Origin of the sequence: Paenibacillus sp. FSL H8-0282 (genome assembly GCF_037963825.1) — a bacterium.
GTDB classification, from domain to species: domain Bacteria; phylum Bacillota; class Bacilli; order Paenibacillales; family Paenibacillaceae; genus Paenibacillus_AQ; species Paenibacillus_AQ odorifer.
This window is the reverse complement of record NZ_CP150146.1, coordinates 656,705-682,219: the sequence shown is the minus strand read 5'-3', so window position 1 is coordinate 682,219 and position 25,515 is coordinate 656,705. Positions and strand designations below refer to the sequence as shown.

The window sequence follows — 25,515 nt, the reverse complement described above, 5'->3', positions numbered from 1 at the left end:
CTCCCTAAAAATCATCCTTTTTGGGCATAAAACTGATATTTCCCCAATTATTAGGGAGGTTTTCCCTAAAATGATCAATTACAAGCCAATTCGACCTATTTTTAGGGAAAAATTCCCTAATTAAATTCCATTCACTCTCGTAGCCATAGGAACACCAGAAGAATTTAGTTGGAACAAGACTGAACTAGTCTGAGCCAAATAAACAAATATTTGCTACGAACAGACTGAAGTATACGACCCTACTTAGGCGCATACGACCCTACCTAGATGCATACGACCCTACTTAGGCGCATACGACCCTACTTAGGCGCATACGACCCTACTTAGGTGCATACATCAAACTCAGGTTTTGTACATTTAGCACTTTAGCAACGCAACACGGCGAATCTTCTACTTCTCTAGCTTCGCCCGCTCTTCCTGCTCATCAAAATAAAGGTTCAGTAGCTTCAGAAAAACGTTAGGGAACGCATAGTTAGCCATGTCTTCGCGGCTGATCCAGCGCACTGCTCCGCCATCCTCTGGACTAGCGGTCCCGTCCTCAAATCTCTCGATAGGCATGCTGCTGTCGATCCCTGAGAACAAGTCCGCGTCCGCGTTGTACACCGCCCGTCCTTCTGCCGCTATCGGCAGCGGAAGGGCGTCCTCTTCGCTGCAGCGGTACACCTGCAGCGTCCACACGATATGGCTGAAGATATGCTCAGCAGCCATCCAGTGCTTCTCAGGCCGGGCAGAGATCCCGGCCTCCCGCAGTGACCGGCGCAGCCGGTCCAGCGCCGCCGCTTCCGGCAGCCGCGCGCCTTTGGCGCCGCCTTCCACAGGCGGCGCCGGCCAGTGCGGCAGCTCCCACATGCGGGCTAACAGCCCGCTTTGTGGCCGCTGCCGGATGAGCACTTGGCCCGCGTTGGCACCGCGGCCCTCAATCAAAGCCGCCAGCCGCTCCTCAGGGCGCGGCGGCTTGGCCTTGGTCTTGACGGGCAGCGAGGTCTCGCAGCCCGCCAGGCGCGCGGCGCAATGCTCCATCACCGGGCAGGTTAAACAGCGCGGTGATTTAGGAGTGCATACGAGCGCCCCAAGCTCCATCAGCGCCTGATTAAAAGATGCCGCTTCCCCCTCCGGGATCAGTTCAGCTGCCAGGCGCTCCATTTTTACGCGGGTGGGTCCCTTGGCGATATCATCCTCTATCAGGAAGTATCGGGACAACACCCGCATCACATTGCCGTCGACCGCTGGCTCCGGCCGATTGAACGCAATGCTAAGGATAGCCCCTGCCGTATAAGGTCCCACTCCCTTTAAACTGAACACAGCCTCACGATCATTCGGCACCTGCCCGCCATACAGCTCTTTGACCTGTTTGGCCGCATGCTGTATATTGCGAGCACGAGAATAATAACCTAAGCCTTCCCAGCACTTAAGAACGTCCTCTTCTGGTGCATCGGCGAGCGACTCCACGGTAGGAAACCTTTCGATAAACCGATTGAAATACGGGATTACCGTATCCACCCTTGTCTGCTGCAGCATTATTTCAGAAATCCAAATATAATAAGGATTGCGGTGCCGACGCCAAGGCAAATCCCGTTTCTGCCCTTGATACCACTCCAGCAAATGATAGCTGAAATATTGCTTAGCCTCCCGCAGCTCCTGTTCGTCTTGAACTTGTAGATCTTGTTGTGTCATTATAACGCTCCTTGCCCTTCTATAATCAGGGTTCAATTTATGAACCTGGCCCTTCCACGACGGCAAAAGCCGAAGCCAAATCACGGCCATGTGTTATCGTAAGATGAATGGTGTACCTCTGTCCATTTGGCAGATCTAGTCTGCTCCAAGCTTCACACGATAAAGTTACCTCTGGTTTTCCTTTAACATCAGGCAATATCTCAATATCGTGAAACCCAACTACATTGCCGATGCCACAGCCTAAAGCCTTCACAACTGCTTCCTTGGCAGCAAAACGTCCGGCTACGAACTCAGCCAACCTCCCGCTTCGCTCTTCAGCAAGTTGATATTCTTGCTCTGTTAAGACCCGCTGGTTAAATTTCTTACCCAGTCCTCTATTTATTACCTCTGAGATTCGTTCAATTTCTAACACATCATGTCCGATTCCGTAAATCAACACTTCACGCTCCTTATGGACGTGTATCCCATTTTGCTTCAATAATGGTATGATCAATCATATGAAGTATTATTAAAAGTAATAGTCCTGCAAGATTCTTTCTGCTATCTTAAAAGAAAATGCGCTCTAAGTCTAATAAGACTATCCAGCGACTTCACGATAGACTAGCTGATTTACTTCATTTTTATATATGGAGAGGGGATTACCCTATGAATCATCGTAATTTTGAAATACCTGCCGGAGACGGAGCTGTTCTCCGCTGCTCACACTTCCCAGCCCAAGGCAAAGCCAAAAGCGTTATAGTTATAGCCCATGGCTACAAAGGTTTTAAAGATTGGGGAATGTTTCCTTACATAGCCACAACTCTCAGCCAAGAGCATGAAGTAATTACTTTTAACTTCTCTCATGCTGGCATCGGGGAAGATCTGCTGCATTTCACTGAACTTGAGAAGTTCGCCCGCAACACCTATCGCCGCAGCTTGAAGGACATGGAAATCCTGTTGTCCTATCTTAGTCAACACCCGAAATTCGGCAGCCTGCCGTTATTCCTTCTCGGCCACAGTCTCGGAGGGGGAATTTGTTTGGTCTACACGCTTGATCATCCCAATGAGATCAGCGGAGTAATCTCCTGGAACGGGGTTACGAAACTCGATTTGCTGACGGAAGAACAAAAGCAGCAGATGAAGGAAACAGGAAGAACCTATGTCCTTAATGGACGTACTGGCCAACAAATGCCGCTGGATGCTGTAATTTTAGAAGACATGGAGAACAACAAAGAACGCTATAACATCCTTGAACGCATACAGAAAGCGTCCTTCCCAGTTGTCCTTATTCAAGGCAGTCAAGATGGAGTACATCTCCGCCAAGGATCTGAGCATCTCATCAAACTTCGGCCAGATATTAGCTGGGTGCAGGTTCCTGAGGGTAATCATACGTTCAACACTGTGCATCCTTTTGCTGGCACGACTCCGCAATTAGAGCTCGCGATTGCTGCGACAACTAATTTTATCGATCAGACACTTACGCTTACAGAATAATTATTCTTCTTAGTCTATCCAGCTATCCAACTCACAAAAACCGCCACGAGCGCTGCTGCTACGCAGACCCGTGGCGATTTCTAGTTCAACCTATTCTAAATCCCCGGAATAACATTACGCTTATGTGCCGTTCTCCGGTAATAATTCTCAAGCTTCTCAGCTACTTCAGGGTTAACCTGTTTACCTTCAAGATAGTCGCTGTTATCGTCATAAGTAATGCCCAGCTCGGTTTCATCCGTCTGACCCGGCCATAAGCCCGCCGTAGGTGCTTTTGTGACAATATCCGCAGGCACACCGATATGTGCAGCCAATTGACGTACCTGACGTTTATTAAGTGTGGATAGTGGTGTAATATCTACAGCGCCATCGCCCCACTTCGTGTAGAAGCCGGTAATCGCTTCAGAAGCATGATCCGTTCCTACTACAATTAGATTGTTCTCAAAAGCGAGTGCATATTGCATAACCATACGTGTTCTGGCTTTAACATTTCCTTTGCCTTGATGCGTCATATGGCGGTGTTGGCCTATTGATTTCAGACCATGCTCAACTTCAAGGGCAATTTCATTTACCGCTTCCTCAATGTTGGTCTCCACAGTATGAGTCAGATTAAAAGCTTTGGCAACATCATAGCTATGCTGAATATCTTCCTGAACCCCATAAGGCTGGAATACTCCAAGCGTCATATACTCTGTGCCTTTTTCTGCCGACAGCTCGTCCGTAGCCTGTTTACAAAGACCCGCGGCTACCGCACTGTCCACTCCACCACTAATGGCGATCAATAATCCTTTAGCCCCTGCGTTCAGCACGTACGACTTTAAGAAATCAACCCGTTTTCGTGCCTCAACCTCTACATCAATCGTTGGCTTCACGCCAAGATCCGCAATAATTTCTTTCTGTAAACTCACCAAACACACCTCGTTCCATCAGAAATGGTTCCATATCCATCAAAATATCCACCCAAACGAAGCTCATGCTTCTAAGCATATTCTATCCCATTATTGCTCTTATATTTTGAAAAATCCCGCATGCAGCCGATTTACCGGCTGATGCGAGATTATATGGAATAACTGTTTTTACTGGCACAAACGATTGAAGACTTCTTTCAATTCAGCAGCAATTTCAGCAGCCGAACGATCTTCTACACCATGACGTTCAATAAAGTGAACGAGTTCTCCATCCTTCATCAGTGCGATGGAAGGTGAGGATGGCGGATAAGGAGCAAAATATTCACGTGCTTTAGCAGTAGCTTCTTTCTCTTGACCTGCAAACACTGTGAACAAGTGATCCGGAGTGATTTCATTTTGCAAAGCCTGAGCTACACCTGGACGACATTGTCCAGCAGCACAACCACAGACCGAATTTACGACTACAAGCGATGTTCCTTTTGCGGTTGGAAGAGTTGCTTCCACCTCTTCTGGAGTCATAAGCTCCTGAAACCCGATACTTGTCAGGTCATCACGCATAGGCTGAATTGAATCTCTCATATATTGATTAAAAGACATGGACATTTCTCTGCACTCTCCTTCACTTTTCAACTGTTTGTCAGATAATATTACAGCAGTACTTACTAACTTTATTATACATTCATACTCTGTGAAAGCAAGAGATGCTGTAGAGGGTGATTCAATCTAAGAGCGAACCCCGCTGGGTTCCTCCTTATCCAATGGGAAGGAGATCGTAAATACCGTACCCTCTCCTTCTACAGACTCTACATTTATTTTACCGTTATGCCGCTCCACAATACTAAGACACAAGGATAAGCCTAGACCTGTTCCCTGAATTTTCGTCGTAAAAAAGGGTAAAAACAGCTTCTCGCGTTGACTTTCTGACATACCAACACCGCTATCGGTGACAATCAACTCCACTTTATCATGAGTACTGCGTGTCTCCAGTGTCAGCACCCCCTTGGGTCCCATAGCCTCCATACCATTACGTCCTAAATTGAGAATAAGCTGCTTGATTTCCCGGACATTTAGCTCCAATTCATGCAGTGATGGGCTCAGCTTCAGTTCAACACTTTGACCGCGAAGATTAGCATCAGCCCACAGCAATGGACTAACTTCTTCTATAATATGGTGCAGCAGCACCTTCTCTTTATCAGAAACCCGGCTCTGTGCCAAGGATAAAAAATCATTAATAATACTATTAGCGCGGTCCAGCTCTTCCATCACAATCTGATAATAAGAATCCAATTCTTGAGCACTCTTTTCTCTCATCAGCTGCAAAAAACCCCGAACTACCGCCATAGGATTACGAATCTCATGGGTAATTCCAGCAGCCATCTGCCCGACCAAGCTCAAACGTTCCACATGATCCAGCTCTACACGTAGTTTTTCCTCATTGGTCATATCCTGCACAATAATTACAGCACCACTTGTTACCCCTGAGCTCTTATGCATTAACGGCGCTGAATAAATCTGATAGATGCGCGACTCATGAATCATTTTTTCACTGGAACGCCGTTTAGAGCGGATATTATCACTTACCCGCATATATGCCTGTGTATCCACTGAGCTGTGAAAAAACTTTTTTACCGGTTCGTCAATAATATCCTCTTTTCGCAAATTGGGATAATGAGTCCTCATCATTCCTAACATACAATCATTAAGATCAGTTACAACTCCGTGTTCATCCAGAGACATAATACTCAGAGGGACTACATTGGTAATCTGCTGCAGCTTCTCGGACTCCCACTGGAAACTTTCACTGATACTCTCCATTTGTACTTTATCCCGCAATCTACTTCTAACCATCTCAACAAAATATACAAAAACACCACCTAGCGCGATGGTAAAAAACAGATACACCGTAATCAGAAATGCTTGCACGGAATTTGATTCATATATATTTTCCCCGCCTATAATCGGGACTAACGCAATAAATAGCATGCTTGGACAAAGAATCATCCATAACATACCGATCTTCTCAACTACTGTACCTTTCTTAAAAGGTTTGGCCAGTCCAAACAGTAGCGGATATAATAAAACCCCTGAATTCAATATCACGTTACTGATTCCTGTAGGCTCCGCAATGATTACATTGCAGATAAGCAAGAAAATGGACAGCAAAATGCCCGAACGGGTAGTTCCATATAAAATACCAATATACGCAGGGATTAATCCTAAATTCAAATAGGCTACACCAAACAGAGTTGTCGAAAGAAGAGAGCACAGGATAAGACTAAACGTACACGCCAAAATTAAAAAGGTCTGATCATTTGGGAGCTTCCCCTTTTTCCGAGTCACAAATCTACGGTCCACCCACCATTGAAAAAGAAAAAGAAAGGAGCATGCTGCCGATATTTGCAATAAGATATCCTTAACCGCACCAATAATTACAATCACACCCCAAAATGGACAAATTACCCTACATGCTTAGATTAAAGCACAGGATTACTCTCCTGACAACGATAATCACCTAATGATTGGACAAGACTGGTTACATGTGAATCAGAATGGTATGATTCCGTTAGGAATACCCGCGGAAATCGCTTCCGTGTCTTAACATGTAAAGGAGTAAAATTTCATGAGCAATTACGATGTGATCGTCATTGGGGGCGGCCCTTCGGGTCTAATGGCAAGCGTGGCCGCTGCAGAACACGGGGCATCCGTTCTGCTAATCGACAAGGGAGCAAAACTAGGCCGAAAGCTCGGAATATCTGGTGGCGGACGCTGCAATGTTACCAACGTCAAGGAAAGAGACGAGCTAATCGCCCATATTCCAGGAAACGGGCGTTTTTTGTATAGTGCCTTCGACCATTTTAATAACCAGGATATCATCGCCTTTTTTGAAGGTTTAGGCATTGCATTAAAAGAAGAAGATAACGGGCGGATGTTTCCCGTTTCCGATAAGGCCTCTAGTGTCGTCTCTGCCCTAATCAGCAAAGTACGGAGTCTAGGCGTGCAGATTATGACCGACAGTCCCGTCTCAAGAATAATCTATAACGAAGAGGCTGTTAAGGGAGTCCAGCTGAGCTCGGGCAAGACGATCGCCTGCACTGCTGTTATCATCGCCACCGGAGGCAAGTCTGTACCACAGACCGGTTCCACTGGAGATGGCTACCCTTGGGCAGAAGCCGCAGGGCACACGATCACCGAGCTGTTTCCGACAGAGGTGCCGATTCTTTCACGGGAAGAATGGATTAAGTCAGGCGAGCTGCAAGGCCTGTCGCTACGTGATGTAGCCCTCACTGTGTGGAATCCTAAAGGAAAGAAGGTCATCTCTCATCGAGGAGATATGATATTCACCCATTTTGGATTATCAGGGCCCATTGCACTGCGGTGCAGCCAATTTCTGAGACAAGTCCAACGTAAATCCGGCACAGATACGGTGGAGATGTCCATTGATCTCTTCCCTGATCTGAACACACAGGAAGTAGAATCAATGTTGCAGGATAAGCTGGATCAGGAACCTAAGAAAGCGATCCGCAATTCGCTGAAAGGACTGTTGCCAGAACGTCTCATCCCCCTCTTGCTGACTAAAGCTGACTTAGATGGGGATACAACTGGCCATCACGTCTCCAAGAATGGGTTGCTTCTATTAGCTGGGATTTTGAAACGCATGCCGGTTTATGTGCATGGCACCCGTTCCCTATCCGAGGCCTTTGTTACCGGGGGCGGGGTAAACCTGAAGGAGATCGATCCCAAAAGAATGGAATCGAAGCTTATGCCGGGGTTATTCTTCTGCGGCGAGGTACTCGATATCCATGGCTATACAGGAGGCTACAATATAACAGCGGCCTTCTCAACAGGATATACAGCAGGCAAACACGCTGCTGACATTCGACTGGGATAATCTCTAATGCAACGTGAATATCCTCCAAGCAGCTTACTACTTTGAAAATGGCGGTCTGCGCGATTCTCTCATTAATTGGAGAATCGCTCCTCTGTTTTGGGTTCCTCAGCTGCTATGTGGAGCGTCTGTCCTAATCAGCTACTGCGGCTTCGGATCCAGATGACGTTATTGGCGAATTTATCACCTTATGGGCAGTGTTTCGGACTCCAACCACGCTATTCATTATAACGAGACTCATATATGGTGTTTTTCATGGCAATAGCAACTATGGAGTCCGTTAGCATCCCAAAAGTGGAAAAATAGTATGTTTAGGGGCAGCTGTGTCCGATAGGCTAGCTAGGTACCTCATACGTACGTGCGTGCAATAGATCGAATCAAGACAAAAAAAGAAGAGTGCCCCAGCAGCCTTTTCACGGCTTATGAGGCACTCTTCCGTTCTATTTATATCTTTATTTCGCTAAGCGAAATGTTCCAAATATTCTAGAGCTAAACAGTGCAACGATATAACCTAGCGGGATGAACAGGATAATCCCAAACCATCCATATAAGGAAATACAGATCAGCGCAGAACAAATGATTGAAAAAGGAAGCAGTAAGATAGGGACCGCACGCAGCCCCGCTTCGGCTTTTTGTTCCTTTGTAAACGGCAGAATTCCGATGTAATCATCTCCCACGAATAACGACCAGAACGACAACAGCCAATTGGTCATGAGAGAAACTAAAACTATAAAGCCCAGCCATTTGAACCCTGATGGAATGATAAATATCGCTAGAAGGGACACAGCAGTAAACGATAAGTAGAGCTTTAAATGAGCAGGATTCCGTACAAGGGCCTTAATCGCTGCCGCAGAGAAACGACTCTCGGCAGTTTTTGATTTTAGCAAAGGCTGTGATTTCCGGAAAATCCACGGCTTATGGCGGGTCGGACGTGGCTTATCCAGTACACCGCGGAGTAATAGGGCCGCTATTTTCATCCGCTGCTTATAATCTTCACGCACATCGTTCATGAATGTCCCACGCATCACTATACGCCGCTGAAGAGCGATTACCGCTACGACTGCAAAGAGTGCTGCGATCAGCAGCATAAAAACTGGACTGTTGTTCCAAAACGTAGCTGCACGGAAATAGATCCCACAAGGAACGGAGATGGCCAGAATCAGCCACAGCCAGCGCCGCCAGCCTTGCTTTTGTACTTTTACAATATGCCCCAGTAATTTAATGCACCAGCTACATGCCAAAGTCAGAGCGAACAGCGCCCATACCTCTGATGACAGCATTCCATATCCCCGAACCAGAAAAGGTAATAACAGCACAAAAGCTACACAGAACTTCAACGATGTTACGATCAGGCTGTACAGCAACCCGCGAAACATAATCGTATTTATCCATCGCTGCCGTTGTCTTAGAAATAATAGATCGCCTTCCTGCAATAATAGCACCAGTCCCCCTCTACAGAGCAGGAGCACTAATAATGAAGGAATGAGCATAAACGGCAAATCTCCACTCCAAGCTGGCAATGCCTCGTTCCAGAACCCGTAATATAACCGTCCTCCCAGAAATCCCCCGGGAATCAGTATATATAACAGCACAGTCCAATCGGCAGCCGTACGGATAATAGCAGATTGCTCACGCCAATGAGAAAATAATCGCCGCCAGAATAGCTTTTTGGAGGTAGGAAAAGCAAACCCTCGCTGCTTCTGCTTACTCATGTCAGTTCGTCGAAGCAATCAAACAACGACGCCTCCGGCAACCCAGCATAATCACGTATATCTTCGAGCGTTCCAGCAGCGGCAACCCTGCCACCCGAGATCAGCACAAAATCATCGCAAATTTTCTCAGCAGTATCCAATACATGCGTAGACATTAATACACCAGCTCCGCGCTGCCGCTCCGCTTCCAGCAGCCGCAGGAAATCTTTAGTGGCCCGAGGATCCAAGCCGATAAAAGGCTCGTCCACAATATAAACATCCGGCTGCACCAAAAAGCCAAGCATCAGCATCATTTTCTGTTTCATACCCTTAGAGAAACCAGCTGGAAGATCATCACGGACATGATTCATGCCGAACTGCTTCAGTAACCTCTCCGCCGTTTCTTGAAACTGCTCATATTTTAGTCCATAAGCAGCAGCAGCCAAATCTAAGTGCTCCCATAAGGTCAGGTCCTCATAAAACACCGGCTGCTCCGGTACATAAGCATAGGATTTATTAACTCCATTAAAGGAGACCTTAGCTTTGGTATTCTTAAGCAAACCGAGCAGTGTTTTGATTGTAGTACTTTTTCCCGCACCGTTTGGTCCGATCAGTCCGAGCAGCTGTCCACGCCGCACCTGAAATGAAATATCGAATATGCATGGGGCACCTGCTTCATAGCCTGCTTCATCGATCTCAACATCGAGTACAATCTCTTCGTCGCTCTCGGTATCCCCTGTTATTTCTACATTCTCCATATTCGCCAACTCCTAAATATTTCTAATGAATATTATTATCGAAATTCCAATCCAGAAAGATAGCTTCTCTAATCGTACTATATATACTTTCTCCAAGGAAGCAAACTGATTTTTTCACAGCTCAGAGAACTACTCTCCTATTTAAAAAAGAAACCTCCCATTAAAGAGAGGTCTGTCCGAGAAGCTCTAGGTTATTTGTTGCTGAAATTTCTTCTTCACGTTTAATTGCCGCTTCATCTCTACGCTCGATTTTACCACGCAGCATTAACAGTAACACTCCGAGCAGGGCTGTAAGCAAACCAGAGAGAATGAAAGCCGGGACAGGTCCTGACGCTGTAACTAAAGCCCCACCGGCCACAGGTCCCAAGATAACAGCCGCACTTGTTAGACTGCCTATAGTTCCAAATACACGGCCCGTGTATTCCGCAGGGGTCCGCTGTTGCAGCATAGAATTGAAGGGAATGAATGCAAGGCCTGCTCCCACACCAGCAAACATAAAAGAACCAAATAAAGCGATGTTCATCCATAATCCAGCCTGACCGTGGGCAGTTACAATTCCTGCACTTGAGAAAACAACCCCCATAATTACAGCTCCCAATCCCATAAAGACGAGCGTATGTTTACCACTGCCTATACGGCTTACAAGCAGGGCTGACAGTAAGGTGCCAAGACCACTGGCTGCCACACACCAACCCAGCAGATCACCGTTCACACCCGGAATTTCCCGGAATAACGTTACAATCTGCGAATCACCAATTTGCAGCATTAGCAGCACTAGCACCAGCATAGCAATCCCGCAAAGTACTACAGGCATTCCCGCGATCACCTGCAGACCCGCCGACATTTCTTGGCGAAAAGACTTCTGAGCACCATTTTCCCCTGTGCTATCCTCTGCTGCATCTTTCTTCAGTGCAGCCGCACGCGGCAGTCCTATTAAGATGACCGCCGATAAAATGAAGGTAGCCGAGTCAATCACATAACAAGCGGCAATACCAAATGCGGCAACCAGCAGTCCACCTAGAGCAGGACCTACAATTTTGGTTATTTGTTCAATAGATGAGCTAAGCGCCATGGCTTTATCCATCTGGGCCGCAGGGACAAGCTCCTTGAGCTTTCCGCTTTTGGCTGGTGAAAAGAGTACATCCATGATCCCTTTAGCCACCAGCAGGACATATACCTGCCAGAGAGAACCTGCAAATACCAAACAAACAACGATTCCGGCACGAGCTAGATCCGAACCAATCATCAGCGCCTTGCGGTTAAAACGATCACTTAAATAACCTGCGAACGGTCCTCCTAAGAGCAACGGCACAGCCATACATAAAGATATAGCCGTAATTTCCCACGGTGTCGCATTCCATTTAAAACCTACCATTGTCAGTAGCGCTAGGATATGCAACCAGTCTCCCACATTCGATACAAGCTGTGCGGCAATAAGCAGCATAAAGGGCTTATTCGCCGTTAGCTTTCCTTCTTTTGAATCATGAGCCAGTTGTTCCTCCATCTTACTTCACTCCCCGTTACTATTTCTCGATGAAGTAATAGTAAAATATTAGAGAACATCAATCATCCGTCTGGAGGCGTAAATAGCGCTTGAACCTAAGACTGAAATTCTTATCCTTTCAAAGACTGAAATCAAAAAAACCTTCGTTTTTATCGTATTCAAAAAATTGTTTGATTTTTAATAATTAAAAGTGTGCTCATTGTGACAAATCACATGTTCTTCATTCGCTCTTTCACGTATTCTAAGGTTATCTCAAGGTTCGTTGCACAGGTAACCCGTGCACTAATGACTATTGATTGCAAACTGTGCGATGAGTTCACACATGATTAACGATAGAGGGTGGAGAAGCATGATACAATCTTACGAACGTGATACGCAATTAACACTACATTTGTACCGGGTATTTGCCAAGTCTTTTAAGAGCATTAATGAACATGCTGTTACCGGCAGCAAAATTGAAGGTTTTAATCCGACTGCCTTTGCCGTTATGGAAGTGTTGTACTATAAGGGACCACAACCCATTCAACAAATTGGCGCCAAGCTGCTGCTGCAAAGTGGCAACGTTACTTATGTAATCGATAAGCTTGAGGAACGCGGCTATTTGCAGCGTAAGCCTTGTCCGAGCGACCGCCGTGTGATTTTTGCGGAGCTGACTACGGAAGGTGAACGTCTCATGAATGAGATGTATCCGAAATATTCAGAACGCCTGCATCTTGCTTTCAGCGGTCTGAATGATGATGAGAAGGAACAAATGATTGTTCTGCTCAAAAAGATGGGTCTACAAGCTGAGAAGCTATCCCCTCTTCCTCGTAAGTAAGAGTCGCTTATTTATGTGTTTTAGACAAGCTGTTATTGATTTCTGTTAATGTTAAAAAGAAAACCAATAGGCGATTCTCCGATTTATTTGAGAATCGCCCATTGGTTTTCTTTGTTCTGCGCCGGCTTACTTGAGCAGATGATCGGTAAGTCGATGCCGAAGACGGACTTTGAGGTCCGCTTTTGGCAAACCTCGGATCATAGTCATCCTTATTCGGCAGGCGGGACTTGCGAGCACGATTCTGATTGGACTTGGCGTGCACACCTTAGATTGATGTCCCTTCTAGCTGACCGTAACTATCGCTCTCAGTAAAATCCACTTTCGGTAAAATCCACTTTTGATATAACCCGCTATATTTTCAGCGCCCGATCTTGATGGGAACCTGAGCAGTAGCTAAAGGAATAACTGCATTCTATACAGCTATTTCGTATGCAAATCGGATTATTCTAACTTTAAGTGTATTCTGTACAATTAAAAACCAGAAAAAGTACCCCTAGGCGAGTAAATCAAGAAAATAGATGTACTAAATACAGCTATATCCATTGAAGAGTTAACGGCAGGATTATAGTTGTACAAAATACAACTAAATTTGCCTAACGATTGCTTCCACTGCTTCCATCGACGCTCTACTCTAGAGGTTGCATCAATCTGGCGTGCCACCCATCCGTTATTCCATGTGTCATTCCATATGTCACTCCATGCGTCACTCCATATGTCATTCCATGCGTCTTTCCGTGTGTCATTCCATGTGTCTTTCCGTACGCCACTCCGTGCGTGATTCCATGTGTCACTCCATGCGTCATTTCATGTGATACTCCGTCCGTTAGTCCATGCGTCATTCCATATGCCACACCGTCGGTCATTCCATGCGTCACTCCGTACTCCACTCCAGGGAGTAAATTCGTATGGTTCAACCACTTTAACACGCTATCTACCTAATAAGTTATGCCTTTTTCAAGGACGATGAAGCATCCTCTACTGAAGGCACACCCTTGCGCAAACCCCAGGATATTATCAGCGACAAAACAGCGAAAACTGCCATTACGATAAATAATGAATGAAGACCACCTTCAAGGGCATCACGCAGACTGTTTGATACTTCCCCAGACAGGTTGGTTCCTGCATGTGATCCAAGCAGCTTATTAATATCATCTCCTGAGATGTTCGAATCTGGTTGTTTTCTTAACAGCTTATCAATATTCAAGTTCAGCCAGGAACCAAAAATAGCCACCCCAACAGTCTGTCCTAAAGAACGCGTGAACGCATTAAGCGCTGTAGATGCTCCCCGTTGCTCATACGCAACAGAGGACTGCGCGATAATCGTAAAGACTGTAGAAGAATACCCAAAGCCAACTCCACAGACCAGCATCAAGCATAAGAGCAGCAGCTGTGAAGACTCTCCTGTTAAGAAAGCCAGACCAATAGCCCCGGCAGCGATCATAATCAATCCAAGCATTGCGGTTCGACGCGAACCTGCTTTTAGAATCATCCGCCCTCCGGCGATCGAACCAAACATCCAGCCTACCGACATCGGCGCCAGTAGCAAACCTGAGATGGCGGCGCTTTTTCCGGATACACCCTGCACCCATAATGGCACATACGTAGAAAGCCCAATAATTAATGTGCTTACCAGCAGGTTAGCCCCAGTAGACACCGCTATGTTGCGGTTCGAGAATAGACACAGCGGCAACATAGGTTCAGGAGCACGACGCTCCACAAAGAAAAATAAAACTAGCAGGATAACAGCCACACTTAGAGTTGCAATTAGCAGTGGGGATGTCCACTCCAGATTCTGTCCTCCTGTGGAGAGACCGAAGAGTAATGCGCCCATACCAGCAGCGAATAGCAGCACCCCTGCCACATCAATTTGTGCTTTCCGACGTACCTTCTCTTCCTTCAAATAACGGGCAATAAATACCATTGCTAGTAAACCAAATGGCAGATTAAAGACAAATACCCAGCGCCAGCTTAGGTAATCTACAACATATCCTCCAAGAAGAGGGCCTACCAAAGAGGAAATCCCCCATACAGAGCTAAGTAATCCTTGTGTCTTCGCTCTCTCTTCAATACTGTAAATATCCCCGATAATGGTAAAGGTCATTGGAATGAGCGCACCCGCGCCAATCCCCTGTATTGCCCGGAACAGGATCAGCTGTTCCATACTTTGCGAAATACCGCATAATAATGAGCCTAATAAAAAAACAGCTGCCCCCCACATGAACACCGGCTTGCGTCCAAAGAGGTCACTGATTTTGCCGAAAATAGGAGTAGTAATAGCCATTGCCAGCAAATAAGAAGTGAATATCCAGCTAAGCCACTGCATTCCCTGAAATTCACCTACGATAGCTGGACCCGCTGGTCCTGTTACCGTTCCTTCAATCGCAGCCAAAAAGGTAGCTAGCAGCACCCCTATCAGTATTAATTTACGTTCTAAATCCCCTGTTGACTTCAATGTTCCAAACCCTCTCTTTATGTAATCAAATCATTGCCATTCCCCACGCAGAAGCGCATGTAGAGTCACATCCTGAAAGCCGGAAGGGGTCTGACGATATTGACGCAGTATACCTTCCTTCTGAAAGCCGAGCGTTTGAACCAGCCTCTCCGCACGATTATTATCAGGATGACACAGCGCTTCTATCCGATTCAGCCCCATCCTATTGAAGCCGAAGTTGAGCACTAAACCAAGCGCTTCTTTCATATATCCAAGCCCCCAAAAGGCAGGCGCCAGATCGCAGCCAATTTCCCCGCGGTAAGCTCCCTGTAACTGCCAATAGTTATACCCGCAGCTCCCTATAACTTCACCTCCGGGTCCTACAATACTCCAGCGTAAGCTGTCCTCTTCCTGAGCCATCTGTGATAAAAATGCAATCAGTTGCTCAGTCTCTTCGATAGAGGATAATGCTGGAGCCCCCAGCCAGCGGGTGACCTCTGGATGAGACCAGATCTGATACAATGCTGAAGCATGTTCAGTAGTCATAGCACACAGCTTCACTCTACTGCCGACCAGTGTGGGTATCACTCCATTGCAGTTATACAAGTCTCTGCCCCCCTTCAACTTATCAATTATACATCATTCAAGAGTATATCCTTAAGATAAAAGTTCTAAATTCTTTAACATTGAAAAGAACAAATTCTACGCGTTAACGTAAAAAGACGTCTGCAGCAGGGAGCAAACACTCCCTAAATACAGACGCTTTTTATTAAACTTAACTACAATGATTTCATTCCGCTTCATGAATAACTTCACTGCATAACACCTGAAGTTTGGCTCGAATATCCTTGAACTCTTCAATTCCAGTCCCCGTAATACTGTACCCTTCGGTATGGGCAGTCAGAAAGTTGTCCAGTGTCAGCTTTTCCAATTCCTGTTTCACTTCGCGTTCTCCTACACGATACCCCAGATCTTCAAGTCCGAGCAGCATCTCTGAGATCGTCACATCTTTATCCCGTGCACAATAAAGCATATGAATTCCTATGAACAAGTTCTGTACATCAGCGCGCATATTCCACCTCTTCCGGCTATATAGCCTTCGGTATTTATACTAGCATTACCCTCTGACCGATCCCCGGAAACATTATTGTGGCTGTTCCGCATTTCATGGACTTCAAGGAACATTCCATATTGTTACAGATTGGTATTGTCGCTTGACGTATTATGTCTAGCTGTACTATGTTGATAATTACAGTTATGAGTTCATATTTGAATTTAAAGTACAGGAAGGTGATGCTTCATGTTTCAAGCTATGCCTTACGATGGAACACGCAACGAGCAGTTTGAAGCGGTTCTAATCCAACTAGAAGCATTAGTAAAGGACGAACCAAGTGCTACGGCCAACCTGGCCAATGCTTCGGCACTGCTTAAACACGCTATGCCGGATACGAATTGGGCCGGTTTTTATTTATTTGATGGCAAGGAGCTTGTGCTCGGGCCTTTCCAAGGTCTTCCTGCCTGCATCCGCATCCCGTTGTCTCGTGGAGTCTGCGGAACGGCTGCTGCGGAACGACGCACGTTAGTAGTTGGAGATGTGCATGCATTCCCTGGACATATCGCCTGTGACGCCGCTTCAAACAGCGAAATTGTTGTCCCGCTGATCAAGGATGATCGTTTGCTTGGCGTACTCGATATCGACAGTCCGCTGAAAGATCGTTTTGATGATGAGGAACGCCGGTTCCTGGAGCGGTTCGCAGCCCTGGTATCGGAAGTTATCTAAAGCAGCTCTGCCCTATAGAGCATAAGAAATAGGCTGTCTCATTTGTAGGAATCTCCTACTTATAAGTCAGCCTATTCTTGTTGAGCCTATAGCCGTACCGGACTGATATTCCAAATCTCCGCGGCGTAGCGGCTAATCGTGTTATCACTTGAGAATTTACCGGAATGACCAATATTTATAATAGACTTTTTCAGCCACTCCTGACGGTTGCGGTATGCCCGGTCAATCTCGACATGAGTCTCGACATAACTTGCGAAATCCTTAAGCACAAAGAATTCATCGTTATTATCCAAAAGAGAATGGAAAATGGTCTCAAACTCCGCACCATGACAGCATATAGGTCCCGGATTAACCAACTGATCCAATACTTCCTTCACACGGCTATCCCCATTGTAGATATCACGTGCGTGATAGCCGCCATGCTGATAATAATCCATTACCTGCTCAGCACGAAGACCGAACAGGAACATATTGTTGTCCCCTACCATCTCATGCATTTCCACGTTAGCACCGTCCATCGTACCTACGGTTAATGCACCGTTCATCATAAACTTCATATTCCCCGTACCGGAAGCCTCTTTACTCGCTGTAGAAATCTGTTCACTAATATCCGCAGCAGGAATGATCTTCTCGGCCAAGGATACCGAATAATTCTCAAGGAAAAAGATACGGATCTTGCCTTTAACATCCGGATCCTTGTTGACAGCCTCCGCCACAGTATTGATCAGCTTGATAATTCGCTTCGCCAAATGATAGCTTGGTGCCGCCTTTGCTCCGAATATAAACGTGCGCGGTACCATATCCATCGAAGGATTATCTTTGATTTGGTTGTACATATGCAGAATATGCAAAATATTTAGCAGCTGCCGCTTATAAGCATGCAGGCGCTTCACCTGAACATCAAAGATAGAGTCGGGGTCTACATGTACTGAATGCTTGCTGTAAATGTATTCAGCCAACTTGAGCTTATTCCGCCGTTTAATGCTGGCTACTTGTTCCTGAAAGGAAGCATCCTCACAATATTTAATCAAACCAATCATCTCTTGCGGATGGCTCATCCAGCGGGTTCCTATCGATTGATTGATAAGGTTAGCCAGATCCGGATTGGCATGCATCAGCCAACGCCGGTGAGTAATCCCATTCGTCTTATTATTGAAGCGGTGCGGGTACATTTCATTAAAGAGCCGCATTTCGCGTTTCATCAATATTTCTGTATGCAGCGCTGCTACCCCATTGACACTATGGCTCGCCACAATCGCCAGATGAGCCATGCGAACCTGATCGTCATGAATAATTGCCATCTGTGAAATCCGGTCCTGATCGCCGGGATAACGACTCATCAGCTCGCCGCAGAAGCGGGCATTAATCTCTTCAATGATAAGAAAAATACGTGGAAGCAAGTCCCTGACCATTTGAATAGGCCATTTCTCCAGGGCTTCGCTCAAGATCGTATGATTTGTATAGGACACCATACGAGTTGTAATACTCCACGCCTCATCCCATCCTAATCCATGTACATCCATCAGAATCCGCAGCAATTCAGGAATTACAAGCGTCGGATGTGTATCATTGATATGAAGCGCAACCTTGTCGGGCAGCGATTGTATAGGGAGTCCAAGCTTTCCAAAGGTTCGCAGAATACTTTGCAGGCCAGCGCTGCAGAGGAAGTATTGCTGCTTCAACCGCAACAGCTTGCCTTCGTATTGAGAGTCATCCGGATACAGGAACTCCGAGATGGATTCTACGGAACGCTTATATTCCAGGAATTTATGATAGTCTGATCCGGCAAAAGAGCCAAAGGTTCTGGTAGGCTGGGTGATGGACTCCGCGCTCCAGTTGCGCAGTGTATTCACATGCCGCCGATCTGCACCAATGATAGGCACATCATACGGAACTGCACGAACGGCCTCATATTGACTATGCTCAAAGATAAGCCGCCCGTTCTCCTCCCGAGTCTCAATCACACCCCAGAACCTTACTTCTACCTGCTTGTCTTCACGACGCACTTCCCATACATTATCATTTTGCAGCCAGTAATCGGGCAGTTCCACCTGATACCCGTCAACGATTTTCTGCTCGAACAGGCCGTATTTATAACGTATGCCGCAACCATGCCCCGCATATTGCAGGGAGGCCAGTGAATCCAAGAAACAAGCAGCTAGACGTCCAAGTCCTCCATTGCCAAGCCCAGCGTCGGCTTCTACCTCCTCTATATCCTGCAGCGAGAAACCAAGATCGGCCAATCCCTCACGCACGACCTCCAGCACGCCCATATTCAGCAGATTGTTCCCCAGAAGTCTTCCGATCAGAAACTCCATAGAAAAATAGTATACCTGCTTATCCTTATCCGTCTTGTACTTTTGATTGGTATCCGCCCAATTTTTCCCGGCATTCTCGCGAATCATGTTGCCTAATATTTTATAGACATCAGCATTCGAGGCTTCCTCCAAAGGTTTGCCCAATTTACTGATGAGCGTCTCGCGAAACACCTGTTTGAAAGTTTCTTTATCGTTAAACAACAGCAGGTTCCTCCTGACAAAAGCTTTTTTTAGGGATGCATTAGACTATGCCTGTAGATCAGATAGGTTATACTGTTTCGTTTCATCTAATCCAGTTGGTTTATATTTTGCTGCTCTTGGCGATCACAAATGGACGTTTACTATCCCCGACGAGAATTCGATTCTTACTTAAATGTACGTCCTTATCCATGATCACATTCTCAATAACAGCATCTTCCTCTATAATGCACTTCTGCATAATTACAGAGTTGATGATCTTCGCTCCTTTACGTACCTGAACCCCACGAAAGATCACGCTGTTCTCCACCGTTCCAGCTATAATGCAGCCGTTAGCCACCAGTGAATTGCTGACATTTGCGCTCTCTAAATATCGGGTAGGAGCCTCATATTTAATCTTCGTCTGCACTGGACTTTCTTTGAACAGACTAAAGTAATTCTCCTGCTGAAGCAGCTCCAGACTATTCTTATAATAGCTTTCCAATGAATTAATTACGGCATGATAGCCATGATACTCATAAGCAGCGATTTTGAATTTATGGCGGTTTTTCTGAATGACATCACGGAAAAAGTAACTCTCCCCATGTGCAATGCAATGTTCCACCTGCTCCAGGAACAGTTTTTTCTCCATAATGAAGATATCGAGATATAAATTGGGATGATCCTTCTCATGATGGATATTGGTCACATTATTCTCTTCGTCCACTTCAATACGCTGGCATAACTCATGCTCTGGCTGCAATTGCTCTATTTTTTTGTATACTACTGTAACATCGGCACCCTTCTCCAAATGGTAGCTGTACAAGTCCTGGAGATCGATAGTATTAATATGCTGGCTGCCGGAAAACACAATATATTTTGCAGATCCCCGTTTAAAAAGATCCAGATTATTATGATAATGCTGAAGGTCGCCAAGAGAAGTATCGGTGGGATCATTCCAGTCCGGAGGCAAAATAAATAGTCCCCCATGCTTGCGATTCATATCCCAAGATTTCCCGTCACCCAAATGGTCCATTAAAGAACGGTATTTACGGCGAACAAACAGGCCCACGCTCTCCAGATCCGCACGCATCATATTGGAAAGCACGAAATCTATCAACCGATAACGACTGGCAAAAGGTACGGCTGCACCACAGCGGAAATAAGTGAGTTCATTTAGTTTATCGAGTTCATGATCCAGATTAATTACACCCATGAGTTGCTTCATCGGAATCCACCGTCCTCTTATAATTTATAAGAAAGTATAAGTTTCACTATATACTTTATCCTTATAAATCTCGCATAAACGCTTACCGTCCCTAGAAGGACGCCGAAGGCGTTTTAGCTTGATTATATGGTTTTGGCCACAGCTGATTTACGTTTCTTGCTTTTATTGTCGATCAGCAGAATTTCGTTCTCGTTCTCCCGCTCGATGCCTATTTCCATATAATCGTCGATTACCGTATTCTCACTAATAATCGCTTTATGAATGCGTACGTTCTTACCAATCTTAACCTTAGGCATAATTACGGAGTCCGTAATCACACTGCCTTCACCTACCTCTACGCCATAAAAAAGAACCGAGTGCTTCACTTCACCATGCACAATGCACCCTTCATTAATAATGCATCCTGACACTTTCGCCCCAGGTGCGACATATTGAGCAGGTTGATTCGGATTACGTGTAAATATGCGCCAGTTGGGATCATTTAGATTAAGCGGTGGATTATCGCTCAGTAAATCCATATTCGCTTCCCACAGGCTTGCTACCGTTCCAACGTCTCTCCAATACCCTTCAAAAGGGTACGCAAATAAAGAGTTCCCGTCTTCCAGCATCAAAGGAATGATATCCTTACCAAAATCGTGAGATGACCCTATATTCTCTCCGTCCTCCAGTAAATGCTTGCGGAGAATTTCCCATTTAAAGATGTACACACCCATAGAAGCTAGCGTGCTTTTTGGCTGTGCAGGCTTCTCTTCAAATTCGTAAATTTTCAGATCGTCCTCCGTATTTAAGATTCCAAATCGACTTGCTTCCTCCAGCGGAACGTCAATCACAGAAATTGTGCAATCTGCATTTCTCTCCTTGTGGTATTGCAGCATAGCATGATAATCCATTTTATAAATGTGATCACCGGATAGAATAAGAACATGCTCAGGGTCGAACTGATCTACAAATTTAAGATTTCGATAAATCGCATCGGCTGTTCCCCGATACCAGCTGCTTCCATTCTCACGTTCATGCGGTGGCAATACGAATACTCCACCATTCTTACGGTTCAAATCCCAATCACTGCCTACTCCGATGTAAGAATGTAGTATAAGTGGCTCATACTGTGTCAATACACCGACAGTATCAATACCCGAGTTGGAGCAGTTACTTAAAGGAAAGTCGATGATCCGATAAGTGCCCCCAAAATAGACAGCGGGCTTGGCAAGCGATTTGGTTAAACCTTTCAATCTTTTGCCTTGGCCTCCAGCCAATAGCATGGCTACCATTTCTTTTTTCTTCATGGAAAAGCCTCCCTTGACTTATGGGTAATATAAAGTTCAGCAAACCTAGGATGAATGAACAGAATTCCAAAAAGAAGTGAATTAGAAAAGAAATACACCAGAAAGAAATGAGCCTTGATAGGAAGATGACAAAGTTGAAAAAACGAGGAAGGAAATTTTACACGTTCGGATGATCTAACCTAAAATAGGGAGAGCATTCTCCAAAATCAGGAGCCTGAATCAGGAGATTATCCTTATTGTAAAGTGTTCTATATTCTTCGTCAAAACCCTTTATCGCAATTCCGAAAATCCGGAATTTTTAACCCTGTTTGTCATTAAACACGTTAATATTCCTTATAACTAGATTAACCAATTTAAAGCCATGTGAAAGAAATTCACTCATTTATTCTAGAAAAAGAATCATTCGGTCTTCAGCAAACATTCAACCGGATATGGCATAATGAAGCTATCTATCACCGATTTGGAGGAACCTATGATGAAAGCAGTACAAGGAGTTCGACTTCTGCTCGTAGATGATGAGCCTCATATATTACAGTTCCTGGAGCTGGGTCTCCTTAACGAAGGTTTTGAAGTACGAACCGCGTCGGACGGGCTAAGCGCCATTTCGATTGCAGCTGAATTCAAGCCCCATGTAGCTATCCTGGATGTTATGATGCCGGGTATGGATGGATTCGAGGTATGTCACTATCTGCGCTCAGAAGAGACAGAGGTAGCTGTCATCATGCTTACTGCAAAAGACGAAGTGGATGATCGCGTAAAAGGACTATCTATTGGTGCTGACGACTATATGGTCAAGCCCTTCAGCTTTGATGAATTACTAGCGCGGATCCAAGCGCGGCTGCGGAATCAGTTTCCGGGGCTGCTAGGTGAGGTCCGCTGCGGTCCTTTCCGAATTGACAGTCGGCGAAAGGAAATTCGCTTCAGGGAGGAAGTACTTGAACTCTCCCCTACGGAATACGAGTTATTACAGTATCTCGTTATCAATCACGGCCTTGTACTCAGCAAGCCTATGATTCTTGATAAAGTGTGGGGCTATGATTTTGGCGGTGAGGAAAATATTGTTGAGGTCTATATCCGTTCGCTTCGTGAGAAGCTCGGAGATAAGGAGCACCGTATTATCCGTACCCTGCGGGGTGCAGGCTACCGGGTGGATCTATGAGCACTCCCATCTTCAGATGGCTTCGCAGACTGCCTGCACCACGTTCCCTGCGTAAACAGCTGCTTGCCACATCGCTGCTTATTCTATCAGGATTGCTGCTGCTAATTGGAGTCTTACAATATATCCTTATGCGAGATTTTATATACAGCAATAGAGCCGAGTCTATGGAAGCGCAAATACGTTCTGTCCCCCGTGAGATGTTCTTTAACTTTTTTAATTCCTATGACGAGGACAGCACAGGTATAAATGACACAAACAACGAGTTTAACAGCAATTTCCCGTTGGAAAGAGAAGACATGAATAAAATGCCAAGTGGGCTGCGAACTGGCGAGAACCGGCGTCCGCTTTTGCTTGATGCCCATACAACTCTCGCCATGTACAGCTCGGATGGCACCTTCAGGGATTTACAGCAATTAACCCTCTCAGATATAGCAGCACCCAGGCTGACCAATGAGCAATACGATGCGCTGCTGATTCACACCACGGATAGGGCAACAGGAAATTACAAGCTCATCCAAGCTGAAGACGGCACTGAACATCTAGCCATATTCATGAATCTTTATAGGCCTGGAAATACTAGATTGCTGCTGCAAATGAGTGTGAGCACGGGGCCATTGACGGATGTGATAATGCAGCAGCTGCTGATCTACGCAGGTTTGTCAGTGATTGCTTTATTGACTGGATTATTCCTATACTTGCCGGCCCTGCGAAAGACGTTAGTTCCTCTATCTAATATGGGAGAATCGGCTGAGATCATTAATGCCGGTAATTTGGATATTCGGTTTCCAGTTGACCAAGGACAGGCCGAGATCGACAAGCTTGCTCATTCATTCAATGGTATGCTCGAACGTCTCGAAATATCCTTTCATAATGAACGGGAGGCCAAGGAGCAGATGCGCAGGTTCGCTGCCGATGCTTCCCACGAGCTTAGAACTCCGCTTACCTCAATACACGGTTTTCTTGAGGTCTTGCTGCGGGGCGCCGCCGATAATAAAGAACAGTTATATAACTCGTTGCGAAGCATGCATGGTGAATCGAAACGGATCAACAAGCTGGTCGAGGATCTGCTACTGCTCGCTCGAATGGATGGAGCTCCACAACTGCAGATGACTGATCTGATTCTCAGCGAGGTAATTCACGAAATGAAGCCGCATCTGCTTTTGCTCGCAGATCAACGTAAAGTTACCTTTGATATCTCCTATGGCATCCGTGGTAAATATGATCCCTATAAGCTCAAGCAGGTGATTCTGAATCTGTTCCACAATGCAGTTCAGCATACCAATGCCACGACAGGGAGCATTCATCTCTCTTTACAAGCGGAAGGAAATCAGGCTCTATTAAGCGTGCGGGATAATGGCTACGGAATTCCCGGAGAGCACATCCCACATATCTTTGATCGATTCTACCGCAGTGACTCCTCTCGTACACGTAAATACGGCGGATCAGGGTTAGGCCTCTCCATTACAAAATCTATTGTCGAGGCACATCACGGCAAGATTAGTGTAAATAGCACCGTTGGGGAGGGCACAACGTTTACGGTTAGTCTGCCTTGCGAGGAAGGATTAGCCAAGGAAGAGTAACAACCGTTATAATTAAGAGGAACTGGAGCGTCGCTCCACAAAACTTAAGCGTATGCTTTCGAAGTGAGTTTTGCTTCACAAAACCAAGCGTATGATTTCGTTGCCAGTTTTGCTATGTAGTCCATTCTAAGGAGCATCGCTCCACAAAACTTTTAGGAGGTAAATACATGTACGAAATCGCCGTAATTGGCGCCGGTCCTGCCGGTGCAAGCGCAGCCCTGTTCGCCGCCAAGGCGGGCAAAAAAACGCTGCTGATCGACAACGATAAGGGCATGACCCGCAGAGGTTGGTTTGAGAACTTTTATGGAATTTCCGAAGTAGGTGGTCCTGAGCTGGTCGAAACCGGGCATAAGCAAGCCGTTAAATTTGGCGCTGAGCTGGTTTCCGAACAGGCTATCAACCTCACCTCCAGCGGCAATGGTTTTGTCATTGAAACTGAAGATGGAATTATCTATGAAGCAAAACATGTCATTCTTGCCACAGGCGCCCTTACAGATCTAGCTGCCAAAGCTGGTGTGGAGACTAAGGATGGTACAGAGCCAAGAATCAAAACTGTAGTAGCCGTTGATGCTGAAGGCAAAACGAATATCGCAGGTATTTGGGCTGCTGGTACTGTTGCTGGAGTAAGTGTACATGCCATTATTACCGCAGGCGATGGTGCGAAGGTAGCTATTAATGTAATTAGCGAGTTAAATGGTGCGCGTTACGTTGATCATGATGTGCTGAAAGCTTAATCTATACTCAAAACATAAATCCGGAGGATGATTCTTAGGAATCGGTCTTTCGGATTTTTTCGTCACCCAGGAGAAACAAGTTACGAAATTTAAAAATAACTGCACTTGATGCAG

22 protein-coding genes are annotated in these 25,515 nt (G+C 45.8%); 7 read left to right on the top strand and 15 right to left on the bottom strand.

Going from position 1 to position 25,515, the window contains the following annotated elements:
* Window positions 1-390: 390 nt before the first annotated feature.
* Entirely contained in the window at window positions 391-1,674 is a 1,284-nt protein-coding gene (mutY, locus tag NST94_RS02995) for an A/G-specific adenine glycosylase (RefSeq protein ID WP_280753253.1), read from the bottom strand.
* Window positions 1,675-1,711: 37 nt separating this feature from the next.
* Complete coding sequence (acpS, locus tag NST94_RS02990) at window positions 1,712-2,110, bottom strand: holo-ACP synthase (protein WP_076186292.1); 399 nt, start codon at window positions 2,108-2,110, stop codon at window positions 1,712-1,714.
* A 209-nt stretch (window positions 2,111-2,319) separates the two neighbouring features.
* Between acpS and NST94_RS02985 the strand changes: the two genes are divergently transcribed.
* Window positions 2,320-3,147 (top strand): alpha/beta fold hydrolase, encoded by an 828-nt coding sequence (locus NST94_RS02985; RefSeq protein ID WP_036676817.1) that lies wholly within the window; start codon window positions 2,320-2,322, stop codon window positions 3,145-3,147.
* Window positions 3,148-3,242: 95 nt separating this feature from the next.
* On the opposite strand, the gene nadE is transcribed toward NST94_RS02985, so the two are convergent.
* From nadE to NST94_RS02970, 3 genes are all read right to left on the bottom strand, one after another.
* A complete protein-coding gene (nadE, locus tag NST94_RS02980; protein ID WP_076124401.1) occupies window positions 3,243-4,052 on the bottom strand; it encodes an ammonia-dependent NAD(+) synthetase in 810 nt (269 codons plus the stop codon).
* A gap of 168 nt (window positions 4,053-4,220) precedes the next feature.
* Complete coding sequence (locus NST94_RS02975) at window positions 4,221-4,655, bottom strand: BrxA/BrxB family bacilliredoxin (protein ID WP_036676813.1); 435 nt, start codon at window positions 4,653-4,655, stop codon at window positions 4,221-4,223.
* Between the two features lie 120 nt (window positions 4,656-4,775).
* Window positions 4,776-6,278 carry an ATP-binding protein gene (locus NST94_RS02970; RefSeq protein WP_081393520.1) on the bottom strand — a complete coding sequence of 501 codons (1,503 nt, stop codon included), beginning with the start codon at window positions 6,276-6,278 and terminating at the stop codon, window positions 4,776-4,778.
* Between the two features lie 394 nt (window positions 6,279-6,672).
* Between NST94_RS02970 and NST94_RS02965 the strand changes: the two genes are divergently transcribed.
* Window positions 6,673-7,941: an NAD(P)/FAD-dependent oxidoreductase gene (locus tag NST94_RS02965; RefSeq protein ID WP_339281632.1), complete on the top strand. Its 1,269-nt coding sequence runs from the start codon at window positions 6,673-6,675 to the stop codon at window positions 7,939-7,941.
* Window positions 7,942-8,390: 449 nt separating this feature from the next.
* Here NST94_RS02965 and NST94_RS02960 read toward each other — a convergent pair whose 3' ends face one another.
* The 3 genes from NST94_RS02960 to NST94_RS02950 form a co-directional block, all read right to left on the bottom strand.
* Window positions 8,391-9,650, bottom strand: a complete 1,260-nt coding sequence (locus tag NST94_RS02960; RefSeq protein ID WP_339281631.1) for an ABC transporter permease — start codon at window positions 9,648-9,650, stop codon at window positions 8,391-8,393.
* Window positions 9,647-10,387 (bottom strand): ABC transporter ATP-binding protein, encoded by a 741-nt coding sequence (locus tag NST94_RS02955; RefSeq protein ID WP_036676805.1) that lies wholly within the window; start codon window positions 10,385-10,387, stop codon window positions 9,647-9,649. The genes NST94_RS02960 and NST94_RS02955 overlap by 4 nt, the downstream gene beginning before the upstream one ends.
* Window positions 10,388-10,547: 160 nt before the next feature.
* Window positions 10,548-11,891, bottom strand: coding sequence for an MFS transporter (locus NST94_RS02950; RefSeq protein ID WP_339281630.1), 1,344 nt, complete (start codon window positions 11,889-11,891; stop codon window positions 10,548-10,550).
* A gap of 349 nt (window positions 11,892-12,240) precedes the next feature.
* Between NST94_RS02950 and NST94_RS02945 the strand changes: the two genes are divergently transcribed.
* A complete protein-coding gene (locus NST94_RS02945) occupies window positions 12,241-12,708 on the top strand; it encodes a MarR family transcriptional regulator (RefSeq protein ID WP_036676802.1) in 468 nt (155 codons plus the stop codon).
* Between the two features lie 626 nt (window positions 12,709-13,334).
* Here NST94_RS02945 and NST94_RS02940 read toward each other — a convergent pair.
* The 4 genes from NST94_RS02940 to NST94_RS02925 all read right to left on the bottom strand — a co-directional run bounded on the left by NST94_RS02940 (window position 13,335) and on the right by NST94_RS02925 (window position 16,211).
* Window positions 13,335-13,622 (bottom strand): hypothetical protein, encoded by a 288-nt coding sequence (locus NST94_RS02940; RefSeq protein ID WP_339281629.1) that lies wholly within the window; start codon window positions 13,620-13,622, stop codon window positions 13,335-13,337.
* A 29-nt stretch (window positions 13,623-13,651) separates the two neighbouring features.
* A complete protein-coding gene (locus NST94_RS02935) occupies window positions 13,652-15,160 on the bottom strand; it encodes an MDR family MFS transporter (RefSeq protein WP_339281628.1) in 1,509 nt (502 codons plus the stop codon).
* A gap of 30 nt (window positions 15,161-15,190) precedes the next feature.
* Window positions 15,191-15,745, bottom strand: coding sequence for a GNAT family protein (locus NST94_RS02930; RefSeq protein WP_248549067.1), 555 nt, complete (start codon window positions 15,743-15,745; stop codon window positions 15,191-15,193).
* Between the two features lie 184 nt (window positions 15,746-15,929).
* Window positions 15,930-16,211, bottom strand: a complete 282-nt coding sequence (locus NST94_RS02925) for a hypothetical protein (protein ID WP_036676794.1) — start codon at window positions 16,209-16,211, stop codon at window positions 15,930-15,932.
* Between the two features lie 228 nt (window positions 16,212-16,439).
* Here NST94_RS02925 and NST94_RS02920 point away from each other — a divergent pair, with 228 nt between their 5' ends.
* Window positions 16,440-16,919, top strand: coding sequence for a GAF domain-containing protein (locus NST94_RS02920; RefSeq protein ID WP_036676791.1), 480 nt, complete (start codon window positions 16,440-16,442; stop codon window positions 16,917-16,919).
* Between the two features lie 86 nt (window positions 16,920-17,005).
* Here NST94_RS02920 and NST94_RS02915 read toward each other — a convergent pair whose 3' ends face one another.
* From NST94_RS02915 to NST94_RS02905, 3 genes are all read right to left on the bottom strand, one after another.
* Window positions 17,006-19,438: a glycogen/starch/alpha-glucan phosphorylase gene (locus NST94_RS02915; protein WP_036676789.1), complete on the bottom strand. Its 2,433-nt coding sequence runs from the start codon at window positions 19,436-19,438 to the stop codon at window positions 17,006-17,008.
* 100 nt (window positions 19,439-19,538) lie between these two features.
* Window positions 19,539-20,642: a glucose-1-phosphate adenylyltransferase subunit GlgD gene (gene glgD, locus NST94_RS02910; protein ID WP_036676786.1), complete on the bottom strand. Its 1,104-nt coding sequence runs from the start codon at window positions 20,640-20,642 to the stop codon at window positions 19,539-19,541.
* A 122-nt stretch (window positions 20,643-20,764) separates the two neighbouring features.
* Complete coding sequence (locus tag NST94_RS02905) at window positions 20,765-21,928, bottom strand: glucose-1-phosphate adenylyltransferase (protein WP_076278140.1); 1,164 nt, start codon at window positions 21,926-21,928, stop codon at window positions 20,765-20,767.
* Between the two features lie 475 nt (window positions 21,929-22,403).
* On the opposite strand from NST94_RS02905, the gene NST94_RS02900 reads away from it, so the two are divergent.
* The 3 genes from NST94_RS02900 to NST94_RS02890 all read left to right on the top strand — a co-directional run bounded on the left by NST94_RS02900 (window position 22,404) and on the right by NST94_RS02890 (window position 25,401).
* The gene (locus NST94_RS02900) at window positions 22,404-23,087 is read left to right on the top strand and encodes a response regulator transcription factor (protein WP_038568592.1); all 684 of its coding nucleotides are present in this window, start codon (window positions 22,404-22,406) and stop codon (window positions 23,085-23,087) included.
* Window positions 23,084-24,667, top strand: coding sequence for a HAMP domain-containing sensor histidine kinase (locus NST94_RS02895; protein ID WP_076186276.1), 1,584 nt, complete (start codon window positions 23,084-23,086; stop codon window positions 24,665-24,667). The genes NST94_RS02900 and NST94_RS02895 overlap by 4 nt, the downstream gene beginning before the upstream one ends.
* Window positions 24,668-24,834: 167 nt before the next feature.
* Window positions 24,835-25,401 (top strand): FAD-dependent oxidoreductase, encoded by a 567-nt coding sequence (locus NST94_RS02890; protein ID WP_036676776.1) that lies wholly within the window; start codon window positions 24,835-24,837, stop codon window positions 25,399-25,401.
* The last annotated feature ends 114 nt before the right edge of the window (window positions 25,402-25,515 follow it).

What these genes read in the sequence shown, in the direction of transcription:
- mutY (WP_280753253.1), bottom strand. Translation starts at nt 1,674, where the DNA reads ATGACACAACAAGATCTACAAGTTCAAGACGAACAGGAGCTGCGGGAG.
- NST94_RS02985 (WP_036676817.1), top strand. Translation starts at nt 2,320, where the DNA reads ATGAATCATCGTAATTTTGAAATACCTGCCGGAGACGGAGCTGTTCTC.
- NST94_RS02975 (WP_036676813.1), bottom strand. Translation starts at nt 4,655, where the DNA reads ATGTCCATGTCTTTTAATCAATATATGAGAGATTCAATTCAGCCTATG.
- NST94_RS02965 (WP_339281632.1), top strand. Translation starts at nt 6,673, where the DNA reads ATGAGCAATTACGATGTGATCGTCATTGGGGGCGGCCCTTCGGGTCTA.
- NST94_RS02960 (WP_339281631.1), bottom strand. Translation starts at nt 9,650, where the DNA reads ATGAGTAAGCAGAAGCAGCGAGGGTTTGCTTTTCCTACCTCCAAAAAG.
- NST94_RS02955 (WP_036676805.1), bottom strand. Translation starts at nt 10,387, where the DNA reads ATGGAGAATGTAGAAATAACAGGGGATACCGAGAGCGACGAAGAGATT.
- NST94_RS02950 (WP_339281630.1), bottom strand. Translation starts at nt 11,891, where the DNA reads ATGGAGGAACAACTGGCTCATGATTCAAAAGAAGGAAAGCTAACGGCG.
- NST94_RS02945 (WP_036676802.1), top strand. Translation starts at nt 12,241, where the DNA reads ATGATACAATCTTACGAACGTGATACGCAATTAACACTACATTTGTAC.
- NST94_RS02925 (WP_036676794.1), bottom strand. Translation starts at nt 16,211, where the DNA reads ATGCGCGCTGATGTACAGAACTTGTTCATAGGAATTCATATGCTTTAT.
- NST94_RS02920 (WP_036676791.1), top strand. Translation starts at nt 16,440, where the DNA reads ATGTTTCAAGCTATGCCTTACGATGGAACACGCAACGAGCAGTTTGAA.
- glgD (WP_036676786.1), bottom strand. Translation starts at nt 20,642, where the DNA reads ATGAAGCAACTCATGGGTGTAATTAATCTGGATCATGAACTCGATAAA.
- NST94_RS02905 (WP_076278140.1), bottom strand. Translation starts at nt 21,928, where the DNA reads ATGAAGAAAAAAGAAATGGTAGCCATGCTATTGGCTGGAGGCCAAGGC.
- NST94_RS02900 (WP_038568592.1), top strand. Translation starts at nt 22,404, where the DNA reads ATGAAAGCAGTACAAGGAGTTCGACTTCTGCTCGTAGATGATGAGCCT.
- NST94_RS02895 (WP_076186276.1), top strand. Translation starts at nt 23,084, where the DNA reads ATGAGCACTCCCATCTTCAGATGGCTTCGCAGACTGCCTGCACCACGT.
- NST94_RS02890 (WP_036676776.1), top strand. Translation starts at nt 24,835, where the DNA reads ATGTACGAAATCGCCGTAATTGGCGCCGGTCCTGCCGGTGCAAGCGCA.